The sequence below is a fragment of the Virgifigura deserti genome, from assembly GCA_003576685.1.
GTDB lineage: Bacteria > Pseudomonadota > Alphaproteobacteria > Dongiales > Dongiaceae > Virgifigura > Virgifigura deserti.
Genome location: QOZR01000002.1, coordinates 299,941 through 316,079, shown reverse-complemented (window position 1 = coordinate 316,079; position 16,139 = coordinate 299,941). Strand labels below are relative to the sequence as shown.

The 16,139-nt window shown below is 64.4% G+C and carries 13 protein-coding genes; 8 read left to right on the top strand and 5 right to left on the bottom strand.

The features are described 5' to 3' along the window. Positions 1–582 precede the first annotated feature (582 nt). Positions 583–2,778, top strand: coding sequence for an anthranilate synthase (locus tag DT069_RS04820; protein WP_119459142.1), 2,196 nt, complete (start codon positions 583–585; stop codon positions 2,776–2,778). Between the two features lie 26 nt (positions 2,779–2,804). On the opposite strand, the gene DT069_RS04815 is transcribed toward DT069_RS04820, so the two are convergent. Both DT069_RS04815 and DT069_RS04810 read right to left on the bottom strand, forming a co-directional pair. After that, a complete protein-coding gene (locus DT069_RS04815) occupies positions 2,805–3,365 on the bottom strand; it encodes a queuosine precursor transporter (RefSeq protein ID WP_425450005.1) in 561 nt (186 codons plus the stop codon). A 115-nt stretch (positions 3,366–3,480) separates the two neighbouring features. Continuing rightward, positions 3,481–4,992 (bottom strand): phenylacetate--CoA ligase family protein, encoded by a 1,512-nt coding sequence (locus tag DT069_RS04810; protein ID WP_119459141.1) that lies wholly within the window; start codon positions 4,990–4,992, stop codon positions 3,481–3,483. A 292-nt stretch (positions 4,993–5,284) separates the two neighbouring features. Between DT069_RS04810 and DT069_RS04805 the strand changes: the two genes are divergently transcribed. The 3 genes from DT069_RS04805 (at position 5,285) to DT069_RS04795 (ending at position 8,662) form a co-directional block, all read left to right on the top strand. Continuing rightward, on the top strand, positions 5,285–6,343 hold the full coding sequence (locus DT069_RS04805) for a helix-turn-helix domain-containing protein (RefSeq protein WP_119459140.1): 1,059 nt from the start codon (positions 5,285–5,287) through the stop codon (positions 6,341–6,343). A 315-nt stretch (positions 6,344–6,658) separates the two neighbouring features. Beyond that, positions 6,659–7,090, top strand: coding sequence for a hypothetical protein (locus tag DT069_RS04800; RefSeq protein WP_119459139.1), 432 nt, complete (start codon positions 6,659–6,661; stop codon positions 7,088–7,090). Between the two features lie 369 nt (positions 7,091–7,459). Further along, positions 7,460–8,662, top strand: a complete 1,203-nt coding sequence (locus tag DT069_RS04795) for an aspartate transaminase (protein ID WP_119459138.1) — start codon at positions 7,460–7,462, stop codon at positions 8,660–8,662. A gap of 21 nt (positions 8,663–8,683) precedes the next feature. Here the strand turns inward: DT069_RS04795 and DT069_RS04790 are convergent, their stop codons facing one another. Continuing rightward, positions 8,684–9,001: a hypothetical protein gene (locus tag DT069_RS04790; protein ID WP_119459137.1), complete on the bottom strand. Its 318-nt coding sequence runs from the start codon at positions 8,999–9,001 to the stop codon at positions 8,684–8,686. Positions 9,002–9,246: 245 nt separating this feature from the next. Here DT069_RS04790 and DT069_RS04785 point away from each other — a divergent pair, with 245 nt between their 5' ends. Continuing rightward, positions 9,247–10,329, top strand: a complete 1,083-nt coding sequence (locus tag DT069_RS04785; protein WP_119459136.1) for a M48 family metalloprotease — start codon at positions 9,247–9,249, stop codon at positions 10,327–10,329. 149 nt (positions 10,330–10,478) lie between these two features. Here the strand turns inward: DT069_RS04785 and DT069_RS04780 are convergent, their stop codons facing one another. Next, positions 10,479–11,126 carry an exopolysaccharide biosynthesis protein gene (locus DT069_RS04780; RefSeq protein ID WP_162912982.1) on the bottom strand — a complete coding sequence of 216 codons (648 nt, stop codon included), beginning with the start codon at positions 11,124–11,126 and terminating at the stop codon, positions 10,479–10,481. 364 nt (positions 11,127–11,490) lie between these two features. On the opposite strand from DT069_RS04780, the gene DT069_RS04775 reads away from it, so the two are divergent. The 3 genes from DT069_RS04775 to msrP all read left to right on the top strand — a co-directional run bounded on the left by DT069_RS04775 (position 11,491) and on the right by msrP (position 15,260). Then, positions 11,491–13,551: an elongation factor G gene (locus DT069_RS04775; RefSeq protein ID WP_119459134.1), complete on the top strand. Its 2,061-nt coding sequence runs from the start codon at positions 11,491–11,493 to the stop codon at positions 13,549–13,551. Between the two features lie 144 nt (positions 13,552–13,695). Next, positions 13,696–14,163: a Dps family protein gene (locus tag DT069_RS04770; RefSeq protein WP_119459133.1), complete on the top strand. Its 468-nt coding sequence runs from the start codon at positions 13,696–13,698 to the stop codon at positions 14,161–14,163. 122 nt (positions 14,164–14,285) lie between these two features. Then, positions 14,286–15,260 carry a protein-methionine-sulfoxide reductase catalytic subunit MsrP gene (msrP, locus tag DT069_RS04765; protein WP_119459132.1) on the top strand — a complete coding sequence of 325 codons (975 nt, stop codon included), beginning with the start codon at positions 14,286–14,288 and terminating at the stop codon, positions 15,258–15,260. A gap of 84 nt (positions 15,261–15,344) precedes the next feature. On the opposite strand, the gene DT069_RS04760 is transcribed toward msrP, so the two are convergent. Continuing rightward, positions 15,345–15,872: an outer membrane beta-barrel protein gene (locus DT069_RS04760; protein ID WP_119459131.1), complete on the bottom strand. Its 528-nt coding sequence runs from the start codon at positions 15,870–15,872 to the stop codon at positions 15,345–15,347. Positions 15,873–16,139 lie beyond the last annotated feature (267 nt).

Genomic DNA, 16,139 nt, shown 5'->3' with positions numbered 1-16,139 from the left:
GGCGGGGCGGCCATCCGGTCGGGCCGAAGAAGCCATCAAACGCGCAGATATTGCAGATGTGCCGACGGGGTTTCGTATGTCTCAGGCGCCGAGCGAGATGGACAAATTGCCGAAAGCGCCAGCGGTTCGCATCACCGAGTCGCGCGTCAACGGCACGAGCCAAAGTGCGTTTGAGCATAAATCCAGCAAATCACCCCTAAGCTTGTCTCACAAGCGTTATTGGAGAACGTCCGCCCCCACGTCAGGGGGCATATGGTCGAGCCATCATTTGGGGCCGCCCTTTTCATGGGACCTCGATGCGCTCGGAATCCCGCCGCAGCATCACGGTCATCATCGCGGCTTTGGTGGAACAGCCGCCACTGATCGCTTGACTTCGAACGCGCGCAAAGCCAGCATGGCGCCATGCAACCGATCGTCTGCATTCTGAACAAGCGCTGGTGGTGGCCCGTGTAACCGGGCGGCCAGCGCGCATCCATTCGGACCACAGGGCCGCCACGCGTTTCGGGCGGCCTTTTTCGTAATCAGTGGTAAGGCAGTTCGGACGGTCGTGGCGCCCCGCACAACCATGGGGAGACCGCCACGATGCTTTTCGACCTACGCCCTGAGCAAGGCTATCGCACGCGCGGCGGCCTTCAGGTTTATCGCCACGAGACCCCGCTGCCTTATGAGGGGGCGGTCGAGCCGCTGATCGACGCGCTGGCCGATCGGCGCGGCGTTCTGCTGTCTTCCGGCTTCGAGTTTCCGGGGCGCTATGCCCGTTGGGACCTCGGCTTCGTCGACCCGCCGCTCGCGATCACGGCGCGTGCTCGCGATTTCGAGCTTGCGGCGCTCAACAGGCGCGGCGCCGTGCTGCTGCCGCCGATCGCCGCGGCGCTGGAGATGCTCGATGCGGTCGAGCGGCTGAGCGTCGAGCCGGAGCGGGTCACCGGCGCGATCCGCCCGGCCGGGCAGCGCTTTCCGGAGGAGATGCGCAGCCGGCAGCCTTCGATATTCAGCCTGCTGCGCGCCGTCATCGAGCTGTTCGGCAGCGGCGAGGACCGGCATCTCGGGCTCTATGGCGCCTTCGGCTATGACCTCGCCTTCCAGTTCGAGCCGATCCGCCAGCGCCGGGAACGGCCGGCGGATCAGCGCGATCTGGTGCTGTATCTGCCGGACGAGATCCTGGTGGTGGACCATATGGCCCGGCGGGCCAGCCGGCTGAGTTACGAGTTCCGGACGGCCTTGAGCCGCACCGACCTCCTGGCGCGACGGACCGTGCCGGATCCCTATCGAGGCGGCATGGCTGCCGCGGCCCGAGCCGACCACGAGCCCGGCGCCTATCCGGCCGCGGTCGAGCGTGCGCGGACGGCCTTTCAACGCGGCGATCTGTTCGAGGCGGTGCTAAGCCAGCTCTTCACGGAGCCCTGCGCCGACGGGCCGGCCACGGTGTACCGTCGCTTGCGGCAGGCCAACCCCTCACCCTATGGCGCCCTGATGAATCTCGGCGCGGGCGAGTTCCTGGTGGCGGCATCGCCCGAGATGTATGTCCGGGTGGACGGCCGGGAGGCTGGAGGACGGCGCATCGAAACCTGTCCGATCTCCGGCACCATCGCACGCGGCAAGGATGCGATCGGCGATGCGGCGCAGATCCTGACGCTGTTGAACTCGGCCAAGGATGCGGCAGAGCTCACCATGTGCACCGACGTGGACCGCAACGACAAGTCGCGGATCTGCGAGCCGGGCTCTGTGCGCGTCATCGGTCGCCGGCAGGTCGAGCTCTATTCGCGCCTGATCCATACGGTGGACCATGTCGAGGGCGTTCTGCGGCCGGAATTCGATGCGCTGGATGCATTCCTCAGCCATGCCTGGGCCGTCACCGTGACCGGCGCGCCCAAGCGCGGGGCAATGCAGTTCGTCGAGGATCAAGAGAAATCCGCCCGTCGCTGGTATGGCGGCGCGATCGGCCGGGCGACCTTCGACGGTGGCATGAATACCGGGCTGACCCTGCGCACCATCCGGATGAAGGACGGCATCGCCGAGGTCCGGGTCGGCGCCACGCTGCTCTACGAGAGCGATCCGAAAGCCGAGGATGCCGAATGCCGCCTGAAGGCTGCGGCCCTGTTCGCTGCGATCCGCCCGCCCATGGCGACGGCGGCGGCGAGGCCAGCGGAGCCTCGTCCATCGGAGTTCTGCCCGGGCGAAGGCAGGCGCATCCTGCTGGTCGATCACGAGGACTCGTTCGTCCATACGCTGGCGAACTATTTCCGGCAGACCGGGGCGAAGGTGGTGACGCTGCGGGCCGAAGCCGCCCGTGCGGCCCTAGCCGCGGACCGGCCCGACCTCGTCGTGCTGTCGCCGGGGCCGGGCCGGCCCTCGGACTTCGATCTGAGCGCGACGCTCGAAAGCGTGCTCGCCCGCGACCTGCCCATCTTCGGCGTTTGTCTCGGGCTACAGGGTGTAGCCGAGCATTTCGGCGCGCGGCTGGCGGTGCTCGCCGAGCCGGCGCATGGCAAGGCGTCCGAGCTGCAGGTGCTGGGAGGGCGGCTGTTCGACGGCCTTCCGAAGCGCTTCGGCGTCGGCCGCTACCATTCGCTCCATGCCTGCCGGGAGACGCTGCCGGAAGTGCTGCGGATTACCGCTCAGACGGATGACGGCGTGGTGATGGCGCTGGAACATGCGGAACGGCCGATCGCGGCCGTGCAGTTTCACCCGGAATCGATTCTGACCCTGGCGGACGATGCCGGCTTGCGCCTGATCCGCAACGTGGTCTCCGTGCTCTGTGCCGCGCCGGTCGCCTGACCGGCTCCGGCCCCAAGCCCCCAGACTCAGGACTGTTGCTGTCCGGCCGGTTGCTGTCCGGTCGGTTGCTGTCCGGTCCAGGGCCGGATCCACAGCCTGAGGGCGCCGAACGGGATGAGCATCACGGCGGCGACGCCGAGCTTGACCGCGTAATCGCCGATCGCCCAGGTCGTCCAAGGTAGTCCGGTCCCGGCGAAGGCGACCGAGAAGAAGATGGCGGTGTCGAGCGCGGAGGCCAGCACGGAGGAGGCCAGCGGCGCCCGCCACCAATCCTGGTGGCGCAGGCGATTGAAGATCGCGATGTCCCAGAGCTGCGTCGCGAGAAAGGCGACGCCCGACGCCACCGCGATCCGCGGCGTCGCCAGCCAGATCGAGAGCGCTACGGCCAGCACGAATCCGGCATAGACCACCCGCCGGGCACGGGCCGGTCCGAAGGCGCGGTTGCTGAGATCCGTAATCAGAAACGCGACCGGATAGGTGAATGCGCCCCAGGTCAACCAGTCGTTCAACGGGAACTGAACGGCGTAGTTGGCCAGCGCGACCACGAACACCATGGCCGCGACGGCGATGAGAACCCCGCTGCGCACTATGTCACCCTCCGATAGAAGTCGAACTCGGCGGAGAGATAGCCTTTTCCGACCGCTTTTGCGACTCCCTTGCCGCGATCGGCGGCGCCTCAAGGCCGCGATCGGCGGTACCGGGTCAGGGCCGGGAATAGCGGTGCTTCACGCCGGGCGGGAACCATTCGGGATCGCCCGCCGGCCGCAGCGTCACCCGCGGGCGGCGATATTCCGCCGGCGTATAGTTGGCGAATTCGCTATTGAGGCGCAACAACTGGTCCAGGATGGCCCCGGCAATCGCGTCCGCATCAACAGCCTCCGGGGCGAGATCGGCGGCGAGCTCAACCACGATCGCGAGATGCGGGGCCTCCTCCAGCCCCTCTTTCGCCTGCAGCACGAACTTGCCCGTTACCTGATCGCGGATGCCGGGCTGCTCGAGCGCGACGCTGACATTCTCCGGATAGACATTCGCACCGAAATAGGAGACAGCGAAGTTCGACCGGCCGAAGAGATAGAGGAAGGGAAGGGGACGGTCCCCGCGCCAGCCGTGGCCCGCCAGGGCGTCGCCCGGATCGAAGCCCCAACCGGCCAGGAAATGGAGCATCGCCTCATGCGTGATGATCCCGCCGCTATCGGCGATGTGGTAACGGACCAGCGGCACGCCGTTCCGGCCGGAGAAGATCAGTGTTCCGTCCTCCAGGCTCTCGAAATAGCGGACCAGCGGATCGTATTGCACCAGAGTCGGCAGTCGGGACTGGCCGAACAGTTGGCGCGCCGCCTCCGGCGTGCGGCTGAGGAAGCGGCGAATGGCGATGCTGAGCGGGGTCTCGTTGCCGAGGACCCCGGCATCCGCCGTGCCGTAGAGGGAAGCGAAGTCATAGCAGGGGTCCGACGCGCCTATTCGCTCGGCGATCAGCGACCGCCATTCCTCGCTGAACACCTCGCCCGCCATCACCAACTTGACGTTCAATGGCCGCCAGTCGATGCCGGCCGCGCGGCCACCATCGATCACATCCTTGAGGAAGGGCGGGTAGCCGAGCAGAACGACCTGCGCGAAATGCGGCGCCAGGTCGCGCACCGCACGGAAGATCTCGTCACGATTGCTGCCGGGCGTGACCACGGTGATCGGATAGCCCTTGGCCGCGAGATGACGGCAGCAGGCGGCGGTAAACATGCCGCCGACCCAGTTGCCGAGCGCGAAGCAGACGACGGCGAGCGTGCTCTGGATGTCGGCGGCGAAGCTGTCATGGAAGACTTGCTCGAACCGCACCGCGGTCGGCAGCTCGTCGGTGACGAAGCGCGGCCAGAAGGTCGGCTGGCCGGTCGAGCCGGAGGATACGGCGACCATGTCGCAATGCTCGATCCGCCCGCCGGTGCAAAGCTGCGGCAGCGGATAGGCCAGCACGTAGCTCTGCTTAGTGGTCAGCGGCAGCGTCAGGAAATCCGCCGCCGTTCGGATCGACGCCGGATCGATGCTGTGCCGGGCGAGGAAATCGCGATAGGCGGGCACCGTCTCGACCGTGTCGTGAAAGAGGGCCAGGGCGGCGGTGCTCGGGTCGCGTTCCGCCGGATGCTTCAGCAAGGCATCGAGCGGAGTCGTGACGAACGCGCGTATCGCTTCGCTTGCCCGGGCCATCTGCTGACGGTCGACCATGGCGGACCCTCGCGGCTGTCGCACCCCTGGAGGCTGTCGCACCCGTGGGCGCGGCGCAAACGGCATCCCTCCGATGAAGCCTCGTCATCAATAGACCAATCCCGCTGCGACCGCCACCGCAACGTCAGTATTCGGAGCTGGCACTAGGTTGCCGGCGACTGTAAGAATCGCCCGGATGTCGTAAGATTCTGCTATTCTGCTAGAAACTTGGCCGCTCGCCCAAAATGTATCGTCAGGGGCGGGACGATAAAATGTGCTCGGCGAGGGGGGACATAGCCGGGGGGCAAGGGGAATGGACGCCACCGTCAGTCGTGAAGGCAACGTGCCGACCACGCGCTTTACCGTCGATCACCTGGCGCCCGAGCGGCGCTATGAGGTCTGGCGGGACAGCATGGCCTGCATCTTCGATGTCGATGCGCCGCGAGCGATAAGGCAGGACAAAGCGTTTCACGCTACGGTGGATGCGCATCTGATCGGGCCGCTGCTGATCGGCCGAGTGACCACCCGCCGGCAGATCTTTGACCGGTCCTCGTTCACCATCGCCCGCGACGGGATGGATCATTACATGATCCAGCTCTACGAATCGGGCCGCCAGCGATGCGACTATCGCGGCGGCTCGGTCGAGATGCCGGCGAACGGCCTTCTGGTTTATGACCTGTCGCAGGAGGTGCACGCCCAGACGGAGGATTTCACCAACATCTCGCTCGTCATCCCGCGATCGATGCTCGAGCCGGCATTGCGCTCCGCCGACGACCAGCATATGCGCGCGCTCTCGGGGAGTGAGCCGCTCGTCGCGGTGCTCCGGGAACATATGCGAACCGTCATGAGCCAGGCCGACCGGTTCAATCTACGGCAGGCAATGAAGCTGGCGCCCGTGACCGTCGGCCTTGTCGCGGCCTGCTTCAATGCATCGATCCGCGACACGCCGGGCGGCCAAGCCGCGGTCGAGAAGGTCATGCTGTCAGCGATCAAGCGCGAGGTCGAAGCGCGGCTCGACGACCCGGATCTGACTCCGGCCGAGCTGGGGCGGCGCTTTCACCTCTCCCGGACCAAGCTTTACGATCTTTTCGAGCCTTTGGGCGGCGTCTCCCGATATATCCGGGAGCGGCGGCTTAGACGCGCCTTGCTGATCCTTCGCGATCCGACGCAGGCGCACCGGCCGATCGGCGGAATCGCGCATGATTCGGGGTTTCGGAGCGAAAGCGATTTCAGTCGCGCCTTTCGGAAACGCTATGGAATGTCGCCCCGCGCCGCACGCCACGGGGCTGTACCGGCCGAGCAGATGGCGACCGGCGCCGGCACAAGCCTGGACCGGCGCTATGAGCGTTGGCTATGGGATCTCGCGCCATAGAAGCCGGTCGCACGGCGACGATATTCACGGGGAGCATCCCTGCCGGTGCGGGCGAGGGCCGGACAAGAAGTAAATAGTACTCGGACGGTTTGTATAAACATGCACGGGAGGCGTGAAATATTTTGATGACTTGGGCGGCTGCTAGTATTTCTTTTCCGAAAGGGGCGTATGACCGTTCCGTTTGGTCATCATTATGAGTTCAGGAACGGCAAGGTAAGAACGTCAATGGCTGATATCCCCCTAAATCCAGAGCTCCGGCCACCGACGTTCGCAGCTGCCGGGCTCGCAGGGCGAGCCGACGCGGGAGGATGAAGGTTGCGGAAGTCGCTTGATGCCATTTTGGGGGACCTGAAGGAACGTGAGAAGGTGCGCGAGCGCGGCACCTGGAAGCAGGAGCTGAGACAGCAATATGCCCCCTGGTTCGATGATCTGGTCTATGGCTTCGAGTTCAAGGATGGCTGGAGGGCGATTCTCGTCGAGGCCATGGGAAGCATCGTAAGGGCGGTCGGCGATCCGCAGGCCTATCCGAGCCTGCGCATCACGCGCCTGAGGCAGGATCTCGGCAAACTGAGCTTTCAGATCCAGGGACTGACCGACGAATGGCGGGATGCGGTGAACGACGCCATCCAGATGGCGTCGGATCGCAGCCTTCGGACCTGTGAGCGGTGCGGCGGCCCTGGATCGGTCCGGGAATCGGCCCGAGGACTTCGGTACACCGTCTGCGATCAGCATGCGGTAACGGACTGACGGCGCTCTTTCCGCTATCCCAACGAACCGAACAGCAGTGCCAGCAACAGCAAGAGGCTTCCGATCGACAGCCCCCAGACCGATTGGTCCACAGGGCGCAATGGCCGCTGCAACGCAACGCTTCTGGCAACGCCTCGGGCAACATTCCGGGATATCCGACCGTTTCTCATCATGCCGCTCCGCGATGGCTTAAGACCACGTCGACGACCTGTCGACAAGGATAGTAGACCTCGCGGTCATGGCGATAGCGGTACGGAATTTGGGCATTTCAAGGGCAGTAGCGCCTTTTGGGGCAGTTGCGCCTTTCGGCCCGGCGGCGTAAGGTCGCCCCGCCGTTTGACTAGCTAAATCCGCAAGGACCTCTGCCCCATGTCGTTTCTCGCCCAACGCTTGAGCCGGATCAAGCCGTCGCCCACCATTGCCGTCACCCAGAAGGCGCGTGAACTGAAGGCCACCGGGCGGGATGTGATCGGGCTTGGCGCCGGCGAGCCGGATTTCGATACGCCGGACAACATCAAGGCGGCAGCCGCGGAGGCAATCCGCCGCGGCGATACGAAATACACGAACGTCGACGGCACGCCGGAGTTGAAGAAGGCCATCGTCGCCAAGTTCCGCCGCGAGAACGGCCTCGACTACAAGCCGGAGGAGATCACCGTCGCTTCCGGCGGCAAGCAGGTGATCTATAACGCGATGATGGCGACGGTCGACGCGGGCGACGAGGTCATCATCCCGGCGCCCTTCTGGGTGTCCTATCCCGATATCGTGCTGCTGGCCGAGGGCACGCCGGTCGCTGTGCCCTGCCCGCAGAACAACCAGTTCAAGCTGCGCGCCGAGGATCTCGAGGCGGCGATCACGCCGAAGACGAAATGGCTGATCCTGAACAGCCCGGGCAACCCGACCGGCGCGGCCTATAGTCATGACGAGATGAAGGCGCTGACCGACGTTCTGGTGCGTCATCCGAATGTCTGGGTGCTGACCGACGACATGTACGAGCATCTCGTCTATGACGATTTCCGGTTCGTGACGCCGGTCGAGGTCGAGCCGCGGCTCAAGGAGCGGACCCTGACCATGAATGGCGTCAGCAAGGCCTATTGCATGACGGGCTGGCGCATCGGCTATGCCGGCGGCCCGGTGGATCTCATCAAGGCGATCGCCAAAGTCCAGTCGCAGAGCACCTCGAATCCCAGCTCGGTCAGCCAGGCTGCCGCGGTCGAGGCGCTGAACGGTCCGCAGGACTTCATCGCCGAGCACAACAAGGTGTTCAAGGAGCGACGCGACCTCGTCGTGGACATGCTGAACAAGGCGCCCGGGCTGAGCTGCCATCGGCCGGAAGGCGCATTCTATGTCTATCCCTCATGCGCCGGCACGATCGGCAAGCGGACGCCGCAGGGCCGGGTGATCGAGACGGACGACGATTTCGTGACCTATCTGCTCGAGGCGGAGAATGTCGCCGCGGTTCAGGGCTCGGCCTTTGGCCTCTCCCCGTTCTTCAGGATCTCCTACGCCACATCGACAGACCTGCTCCGCGAGGCCTGCAACCGCATCCAGCGCGCCTGCGCCGCGCTGCAGTAGTCGCGCGGCAGATCGCCGCGCTCAATCCCGCCGGACCCGCCGCCCCATCCACCACAACCGGATGGCGCGGACGGCCCCGACGATCGTCAGCACCACCCACATGGCAATCAGATTGCCCATCAGGCTGCCGAGCATCTGCGCCGACAACGCTCCGGCGGTCCAGTCATGTCGCCCGTCGAGCAGAACGCCGGCGAGCCACAGCCCCACGCCCCAGCTTACGCCCGCGGCATAGGCCCACCAGACATTCAAGATGAAGGCGGCGGCAAGGGCGTAGCCGGCCAGATTGATCGGGTCGGGCACCGAGGCAAGAGCCTCGGTGAAGTTCAGCAGGAGATGCATCGCAGCCTCGTCGGCGCCGCCCGTCCCGGACCCGTAGCACAGAGCTTAAAGCAGATCGCGATCCAGTGGAATTACCTGATTGTGCGACTCAGCTCGACAATCGGCGAGATGGAGCCCGTCCCCGCTGGCCGGTAGGAGCGCCGGGTCGGCGATATTAATGATTCAATAAAGTTAAATATTGTCCTGGATTTTACTTTGTTGGCATAATTCTTCCGCCAAGAACAACAAATGTATCGGGGGAAGCCATGTCGCGAATTCATCTTGTCACGAGTGCGATGCTGGTCGCGCTGCTCGGAGCCTGTGCCGCGCCGCGCACCCAGATACCGGATATCGATGCGCGTTACGCGGCGTCGGAAGCAGCAAAGCAAAAGGAGATCGCGCTCCGGCAGCAGCTAGAGGATTTTTCCCGTCTTGGCCGTGTCAGCCTGCCCATCCTCGCGGGCGGTGTCTCGCAGTGCGAGAACAAGCGGTTCACCGTCGGGATGGCATATGTGAACAGTCAGTCCTATGATTCCGAATGGCGTGGCGCCGCGGCTGCGATCCTCGGGCATGACAGCCGGCTCAAAGTCATCCAGGTCGTCGATGGCTTCCCGGCGGCGGAAGGCGGTCTGCGCCAGGGCGACATGCTGTTTGCCGTCAACGGTGAGTATGCCCCGGCCGGCGTTGAGGCGCTCAAGAAGTTTTCGAAGCTGGCCAACGCGGCGATCGAGCGCGACGGCGTACTCGAACTTACCGTGCTCCGCGACAATGTCAAACACACGGTCCGGGCCGTGCCTCGGGAGATCTGCGACTATCCGGTTGAGATGACCCTGGACGACCAGATCAACGCGTTCGCCGACGGAAAGGCGATCTATGTCACGCGCGGCATGATGCGCTTCGCCACCAGTGACCAGGAGCTGTCGCTCGTGATTGCACACGAGCTTGCGCACAATGTGATGGGGCACATCGATGCAAAGCAGGATAACGCGATCGCCGGCGGCTTCGGCGGCCTGCTGCTCGACATTCTCGCGGCCGCCGGCGGGGTCAACACCGGTGGTGCTTTCAGCGACGCTGGCATGAAGGCTGGAGCCAGTTCCTATTCGGTCGAGTTCGAGCATGAAGCGGACTATGTCGGCTTGTACTTCATGGCCAATGCCGGGCTCGAGATCGATGGAGTCGCGAACTTCTGGCGCCGGATGGCGACCGTGAATTCGGGCGCGATCAGCCGCGCCAGCACGCATCCGACGACACCGAGCAGGTTTCTCGCCATCGAGGCAGCGGTCGACGAGATCAAGCGGAAGCAGACCGCCGGGCTACCGCTGAGCCCGACGATGAAATCGGTGGACTGAGGGCTGGGTTCGCGCACCGGAATGGCGGAAGCCACGAATGGCTTCGGCCATTCCGACTTTTCCATGGCGCAATCGCGGTTTGCTTGCTGAGTGCGCAGCCAGCGTTGAGTCAAGCCGCGTTGCCGCAACCCGAAACTGCCGAAAGGGCGCTAGACCAAGCGTTCGATAAGCGGCAGGGCCAACTCAACTAGTAGCGCCCAACTCAGCGCCAGCACCGCGATGACGGCGGTGAGGCCAAGGATGAATCCGGCGAGGACGAACCAGCCGTCGCGTTCCAGCAGCCCAAGCGACAGCAGCGCGAGCGGCACGGCCAGCGGAATGTTCGTCAACGGGATCGGGAGCATCAGGATGAGCGTCAGGACTAGGCAAGCCGTGCCGATCAACCGTTCGCCGAGCGGCGAGGTGAATTCCAGCCGGCGGGGCTGCAGGATCCGTTCGGCACGCTCCACATAGGGCAGCGACCAATTGACCAGCCTAGCGAACCCGCTGCGGGGGAACGATCTCTGCATCAGCACGCGCGGCAGCCACGGAGCGGGGCGGCCCAGCATCAATTGCAGCGCGATGAATCCCAGCGGCGGACCGAAGATGGCCGCCAGCCCCGGCAGATAGATCGGCACCAGACTGGGCAGGGTGAGGACCAACAGCAGAATGCCGTAACCGCGCTCCTCCAGCGCCGCCACGATGTCGCCGAGCGACAAGCGGTCGTTCGATTGGTCGTCGATCAGGCTCCGCAGGATCTCCGAGACTCGACGGCGGGAATGATTCCCGGATCGTGAGTCGGCGGCCTTGACCATCATAACGGCTCGCCTGGCCCGGATAGGTCTGGTGGATGTCGAAGCATCGTGATCATGGGCCGTCATTCGTCAAGCCGGCAATGCTGTTGAAAGAGGAGAGTCGTCGCGTTCAGGGGCCGCAGCGTAATGACTTGACGATCGACTAATCGACCCAGGCGGACCGGTCGTTCCAAGCCGCTTCGAAGCAGACCCTGAGCCATATGATGTCGATTGTCGCAGCTTTGAAGGGTAAGTATCGCCGATCGACGGGTCATCCGTTTTTCCTTGCATCGCCCCTGACCGCCCTGAAATCATGTTTAGCTGACGAGAGGGCGGCTCCGGCGATCCTCGCCGGGGGCTTCCCCCGGCACGGATCAGGGAGGACCTCATGGGCGATAGAGCTGTCGCTGCGCCCCGATGCGCAGCCTTGGTTGGACCCTATCTCAGTGGCAAGACGACGCTTCTCGAAAGCCTGCTGTTCGCGACCGGCGCGGTTACGCGCAAGGGTTCCGTGAAGGAGGGGAGCAGCGTCGGCGACAGCGTACCGGAGGCGCGCTCGCGCGGGATGAGCGTGGAGGTTTCGGCCGCATCGGCAGAGTATCTCGGTGAACGCTGGACGCTGCTCGATTGTCCCGGTTCGGTCGAGCTGGCGCAGGAGACGCAGAACGCCCTCATGGCGGCGGACGCCGCGGTGGTCGTCTGCGAGCCGGAGGTAACCAAGGCGCTGATGCTGGCGCCCCTGCTGAAGTTTCTCGACGACCGCAAGATTCCGCATCTGCTGTTCATCAACAAAATGGATATCGCGGCGCATCGCGTGCGCGAGGTGCTGAACGCGCTGCAGGCCGTCTCGGCGCGGCCGCTCGTGCTGCGCCAGGTCCCGATCCGTGCCGCCAACGGTTCCAGCGAAGAGTCGATAACCGGATATGTCGATCTGGTCAGCGAGCGCGCCTACCGCTACAAGCCCGGCGAGGAATCCGACCTGATCACGGTTCCAGAGGAAATCGCCGAGCGCGAGCAGTCTGCCCGCCAGGAGCTTCTCGAATCGCTGGCCGATTTCGATGACGCGCTGCTCGAACAGCTGCTCGAGGACACCGTGCCGTCGAAGGAGGAGGTCTACCAACAGCTCCGCAAGGATTTCGCGGCCGATCTGATCGTGCCGGTTCTGCTCGGCTCTGCCGAGAAGGATCACGGCGTTCGCCGGCTGCTCAAGGCGCTGCGCCATGACGTGCCGGGCCCCGAGGAGACCGCTGCCCGGCTCGGCATCGCGCCGGGCTCCGGCAACGGAGCGGGCGACACCTTGGGACTCGTCTGCAAGACCTATCATCAGCCGCATACCGGCAAGCTGTCGCTCGCGCGAATCTTTGCCGGCACCGTGCAGGACGGCGCGACCCTTGATGGCGGCCGGGTCAGCGGCCTCTATCGGATGAAGGGCCACGAACTGGCGAAGCTGTCGGCGGCCGGGGAGGGCGAGATCGTGGCGCTCGGCCGGATGGACGACGTCGCGACCGGCCAGTTGATCTCGGCTTCGGGCAAGCCGGCCCGCCAGATCAACTGGCCGGCGCGGTTCGCGCCCCTGTTCTCGCTCGCAATCACTGCCGAGAACCGCGCCGACGAAGTCAAATTGACGGCTGCGCTGCAGAAGCTGATCGACGAGGATCCGTCCCTGTCGATGGAGCACAACCAAGACACCAATGAAATGGTGCTGTGGGGCCAAGGCGAGATCCACCTGCAGATCGCGCTGGACCGATTGCGCCAGAAATACAATCTGCCGGTCAAATCGCACCGGCCGAGCGTCAACTACAAGGAGACGATTCGGAAAGGCGTCCACCAGCATGCCCGCTTTAAGCGCCAGTCCGGCGGCCATGGCCAGTTCGGCGACGTGCATCTCGACATCAAGCCGCTGCCGCGCGGTGGCGGCTTCGAGTTCCACGACCGGATCGTCGGCGGCGCCGTGCCGAAGCAGTACATCCCGGCGGTCGCCGAGGGCGTCCGCGACTATCTTGCGCGCGGTCCCCTGGGATTCCCGGTGGTGGATGTTTCGGTCACCCTGACCGACGGGCAGTATCATACGGTCGACAGTTCCGACCAGGCCTTCAAGACGGCCGCGCGCATGGCGATGAGCGAAGGCATGGCGAAATGCGACCCGGTGCTGCTCGAGCCGATATTTCAGGTGCAGATCGTCGTGCCTGCCGAGTTCACCTCCCGCGCCCACGGCCTGATCAGCGGGCGGCGGGGGCAGATTCTGGGATATATGGCTAAGGACGACTGGAGCGGTTGGGACGAGGTAGACTCCTATATTCCGCAATCCGAGCTGCACGATCTGATCATCGAGTTGCGGTCGCTCACGCTGGGAGTCGGCACCTTCGCCTGGCGGTTCGACCATCTTCAGGAACTGACCGGTCGGCTCGCCGACAAGGTCGTCGAGCAGCGGCTGGCGACGGCCCACTAAGCGGGGCGCGCCCGGTGTCCCGATAGCTCGTGGGCTGGGGTGCCGGGCGGCATCGCGCTAGATTATAGTAATTCTAAATAACGCTTGAACGTGCGGGCATAGCGCATAATATTATTCTTAGTATTTACCTTGGGAGAGTCGAGAATGGCGATCGATATCGGAATCGCGGAGAAGGACCGGGAAGCCATCGCGGAGGGTCTGTCGCGTCTGCTGGCCGATACCTACACGCTGTATCTGAAGACCCATAACTTCCACTGGAACGTCACCGGGCCGATGTTCAACACCCTGCATCTGATGTTCGAGACGCAGTACACCGAGCTGGCCACGGCCGTCGACGAGATCGCGGAGCGGATCCGCGCCCTCGGCGTCCATGCGCCGGGAAGCTATGCGCAGTTCGCCAGGCTCTCGAAGGTCAAGGAGGCGGAGGATGTGCCGGCGGCGGAGGAGATGATCCGGCAGTTGGTGGAAGGGCAGGAGACCGTGGCGCGCACGGCGCGGGAGATCTTCCCGACCGTCGATGCGGCCCATGACGAGCCGACGGCCGACCTGCTGACCCAGCGCATGCAGATCCACGAGAAGAACGCATGGATGCTGCGCAGCATGCTGGCCTAAGCCGGTGCGGCCGCTACAGGCCGCCGGTTCATCCTCTCATGACGTTCACCCTCTCGTGATTTGCCGTGTGGCGGCCAGTACCTACATGCTTGGGCGGCACTTACTCGACGGCGGAGGGATGAATGCTGATCAAAGTCAAACGCGGCTGGGAGTTGCCGGAGTCCGCGGCGACACCGGAACGCGTCTTCCGGGATCGCCGGCGGCTGATGAAGGCGGTCGCCGCGGGGCCGATCCTGCTGGCGGCCGGCGCGACGCTTAGCGCCTGCTCGGCCGAAGCGGAGGTCGAGGAGGACCCGTCGGCGTCGCTCTATCCGGTCGAGGGGAATTCACGCTACAAGGTCGACCGGCCAATGACGCCGGAGGAACTGGTCACCAACTACAACAATTTCTACGAGTTCGGCTCCAGCAAGGACATCGCGGCAAAGGCGCAGCAACTGCCGATCCGGCCCTGGAGCGTGACGATCGACGGGCTGGTCGATGCGCCGATCACGATCGGCATCGACGAGCTTCTGGCGAAGATGCCGCTGGAGGAGCGAGTCTATCGCCTGCGCTGCGTCGAGGCCTGGTCGATCACGATTCCATGGAGCGGCTTTCCGTTGAAGGCGCTGGTCGATTTCGCCAAGCCCCTCGGCTCGGCCAAATATCTCGTGATGGAGACCTTTCTGAACCCCGAAGTCGCGAGCGGGCAGAGGGCGGTCTGGTATCCCTGGCCCTATGTCGAAGGCCTGACGATGGCGGAGGCGACCAACGAGCTCGCCTTCATCGCCACCGGCCTGTACGGCAAGCCGATCCCGAAGCAGAACGGCGCGCCGTTGCGCCTCGCGGTGCCGTGGAAGTACGGCTTCAAATCGATCAAGTCGATCGTCCGATTCACCTTCAGTGACGAGCGCCCAGTGAATTTCTGGCAGGCGCTTGCCGCCAGCGAGTACGGCTTTTGGGCGAATGTGAACCCCGAGGTGCCGCATCCGCGCTGGAGTCAGGCGACGGAGCGCGTGCTTGGCACCGATGAACGCGTCCCCACGCGCCTCTTCAATGGCTATGCCCCGTTCGTCGCCGATCTCTATGAGGGGCTTGAGGGGGAGCGGCTGTTCGCCTGAGCAGAGACGCCGCCTGATGCGTCGAGGTTCGGTCGGGCGACCCCCATTCGAGGGGGCCGCCACTTTGACCGACCGTGCGCGGCCTCAGAAGGTGAAGCCGAGTCCGACCGTGTGGATCCACGACCCGTCGTCGAAATTGTCGTTGATATCGTCGCTGTCGTCGAAGAAGAACTGATACGACGTCTGGCCGTAAATGAAGGTCGTGTCGTTGGCGAAGAACTTCAGGCCGGCTTCCGGGCCGATGACGCCAGTCTCGTTCGTCGTATCGCCATAGGTGTAGCCGATCGCTGCGCCGACAAAGGGCTGGAAGCGGCCGAGATCGAAATTGTAGTCGGCCGCGATTCGGGTCGTTCCATTCCACGCGCTGTCGTCGCCGCTATCTGCCCATGTCAGATCCTGGCGCACCCCGACCTCGATATTGTCCGTGAGGAAGTAGGAATAGCCCGCCGACAGGCCGAAGCTTCCCGTATCGAAATCCTTGTCGTTGCTGCCGGTGCCGGAGAGGGTGAACTGTTGATCTCCGGTGCTGAAGCCGTAGTCGATCGCGTCCTGGGCCATTGCAGCGGTGGGCGCGAGCGCGAATAGGGCCGTCGTGAGGAACAGTCGTTTCATGCTGGAAATCCTGTAATTCTTCGAAAACGGAAAGGCCGCAACCCGGAGGATGCCGCCCCACGATCCAACGAGTTTCAGCCGAGTCCGTTCCACCGTCGGATTGATGCGCCGGCCGGCGTTGCAAAAATGTCACATTCGGTGTCGCAGCCGGACTGCAACCCAGCCGACCTTTGCCGCGTTGGGTGTTTTCTAACCCGCTCGAAGCCGTAGGAGCGCTCGATGGCAGAACGAGGTGCGGCGATGCGTTCGTCAATGGGAATCGCGGCG

Excerpts from the sequence above, each read along its gene's own strand:
- DT069_RS04820 (WP_119459142.1), top strand. The coding sequence starts at position 583 with ATGCTTTTCGACCTACGCCCTGAGCAAGGCTATCGCACGCGCGGCGGC.
- DT069_RS04810 (WP_119459141.1), bottom strand. The coding sequence starts at position 4,992 with ATGGTCGACCGTCAGCAGATGGCCCGGGCAAGCGAAGCGATACGCGCG.
- DT069_RS04805 (WP_119459140.1), top strand. The coding sequence starts at position 5,285 with ATGGACGCCACCGTCAGTCGTGAAGGCAACGTGCCGACCACGCGCTTT.
- DT069_RS04795 (WP_119459138.1), top strand. The coding sequence starts at position 7,460 with ATGTCGTTTCTCGCCCAACGCTTGAGCCGGATCAAGCCGTCGCCCACC.
- DT069_RS04790 (WP_119459137.1), bottom strand. The coding sequence starts at position 9,001 with ATGCATCTCCTGCTGAACTTCACCGAGGCTCTTGCCTCGGTGCCCGAC.
- DT069_RS04785 (WP_119459136.1), top strand. The coding sequence starts at position 9,247 with ATGTCGCGAATTCATCTTGTCACGAGTGCGATGCTGGTCGCGCTGCTC.
- DT069_RS04780 (WP_162912982.1), bottom strand. The coding sequence starts at position 11,126 with ATGATGGTCAAGGCCGCCGACTCACGATCCGGGAATCATTCCCGCCGT.
- DT069_RS04775 (WP_119459134.1), top strand. The coding sequence starts at position 11,491 with ATGGGCGATAGAGCTGTCGCTGCGCCCCGATGCGCAGCCTTGGTTGGA.
- DT069_RS04770 (WP_119459133.1), top strand. The coding sequence starts at position 13,696 with ATGGCGATCGATATCGGAATCGCGGAGAAGGACCGGGAAGCCATCGCG.
- msrP (WP_119459132.1), top strand. The coding sequence starts at position 14,286 with ATGCTGATCAAAGTCAAACGCGGCTGGGAGTTGCCGGAGTCCGCGGCG.
- DT069_RS04760 (WP_119459131.1), bottom strand. The coding sequence starts at position 15,872 with ATGAAACGACTGTTCCTCACGACGGCCCTATTCGCGCTCGCGCCCACC.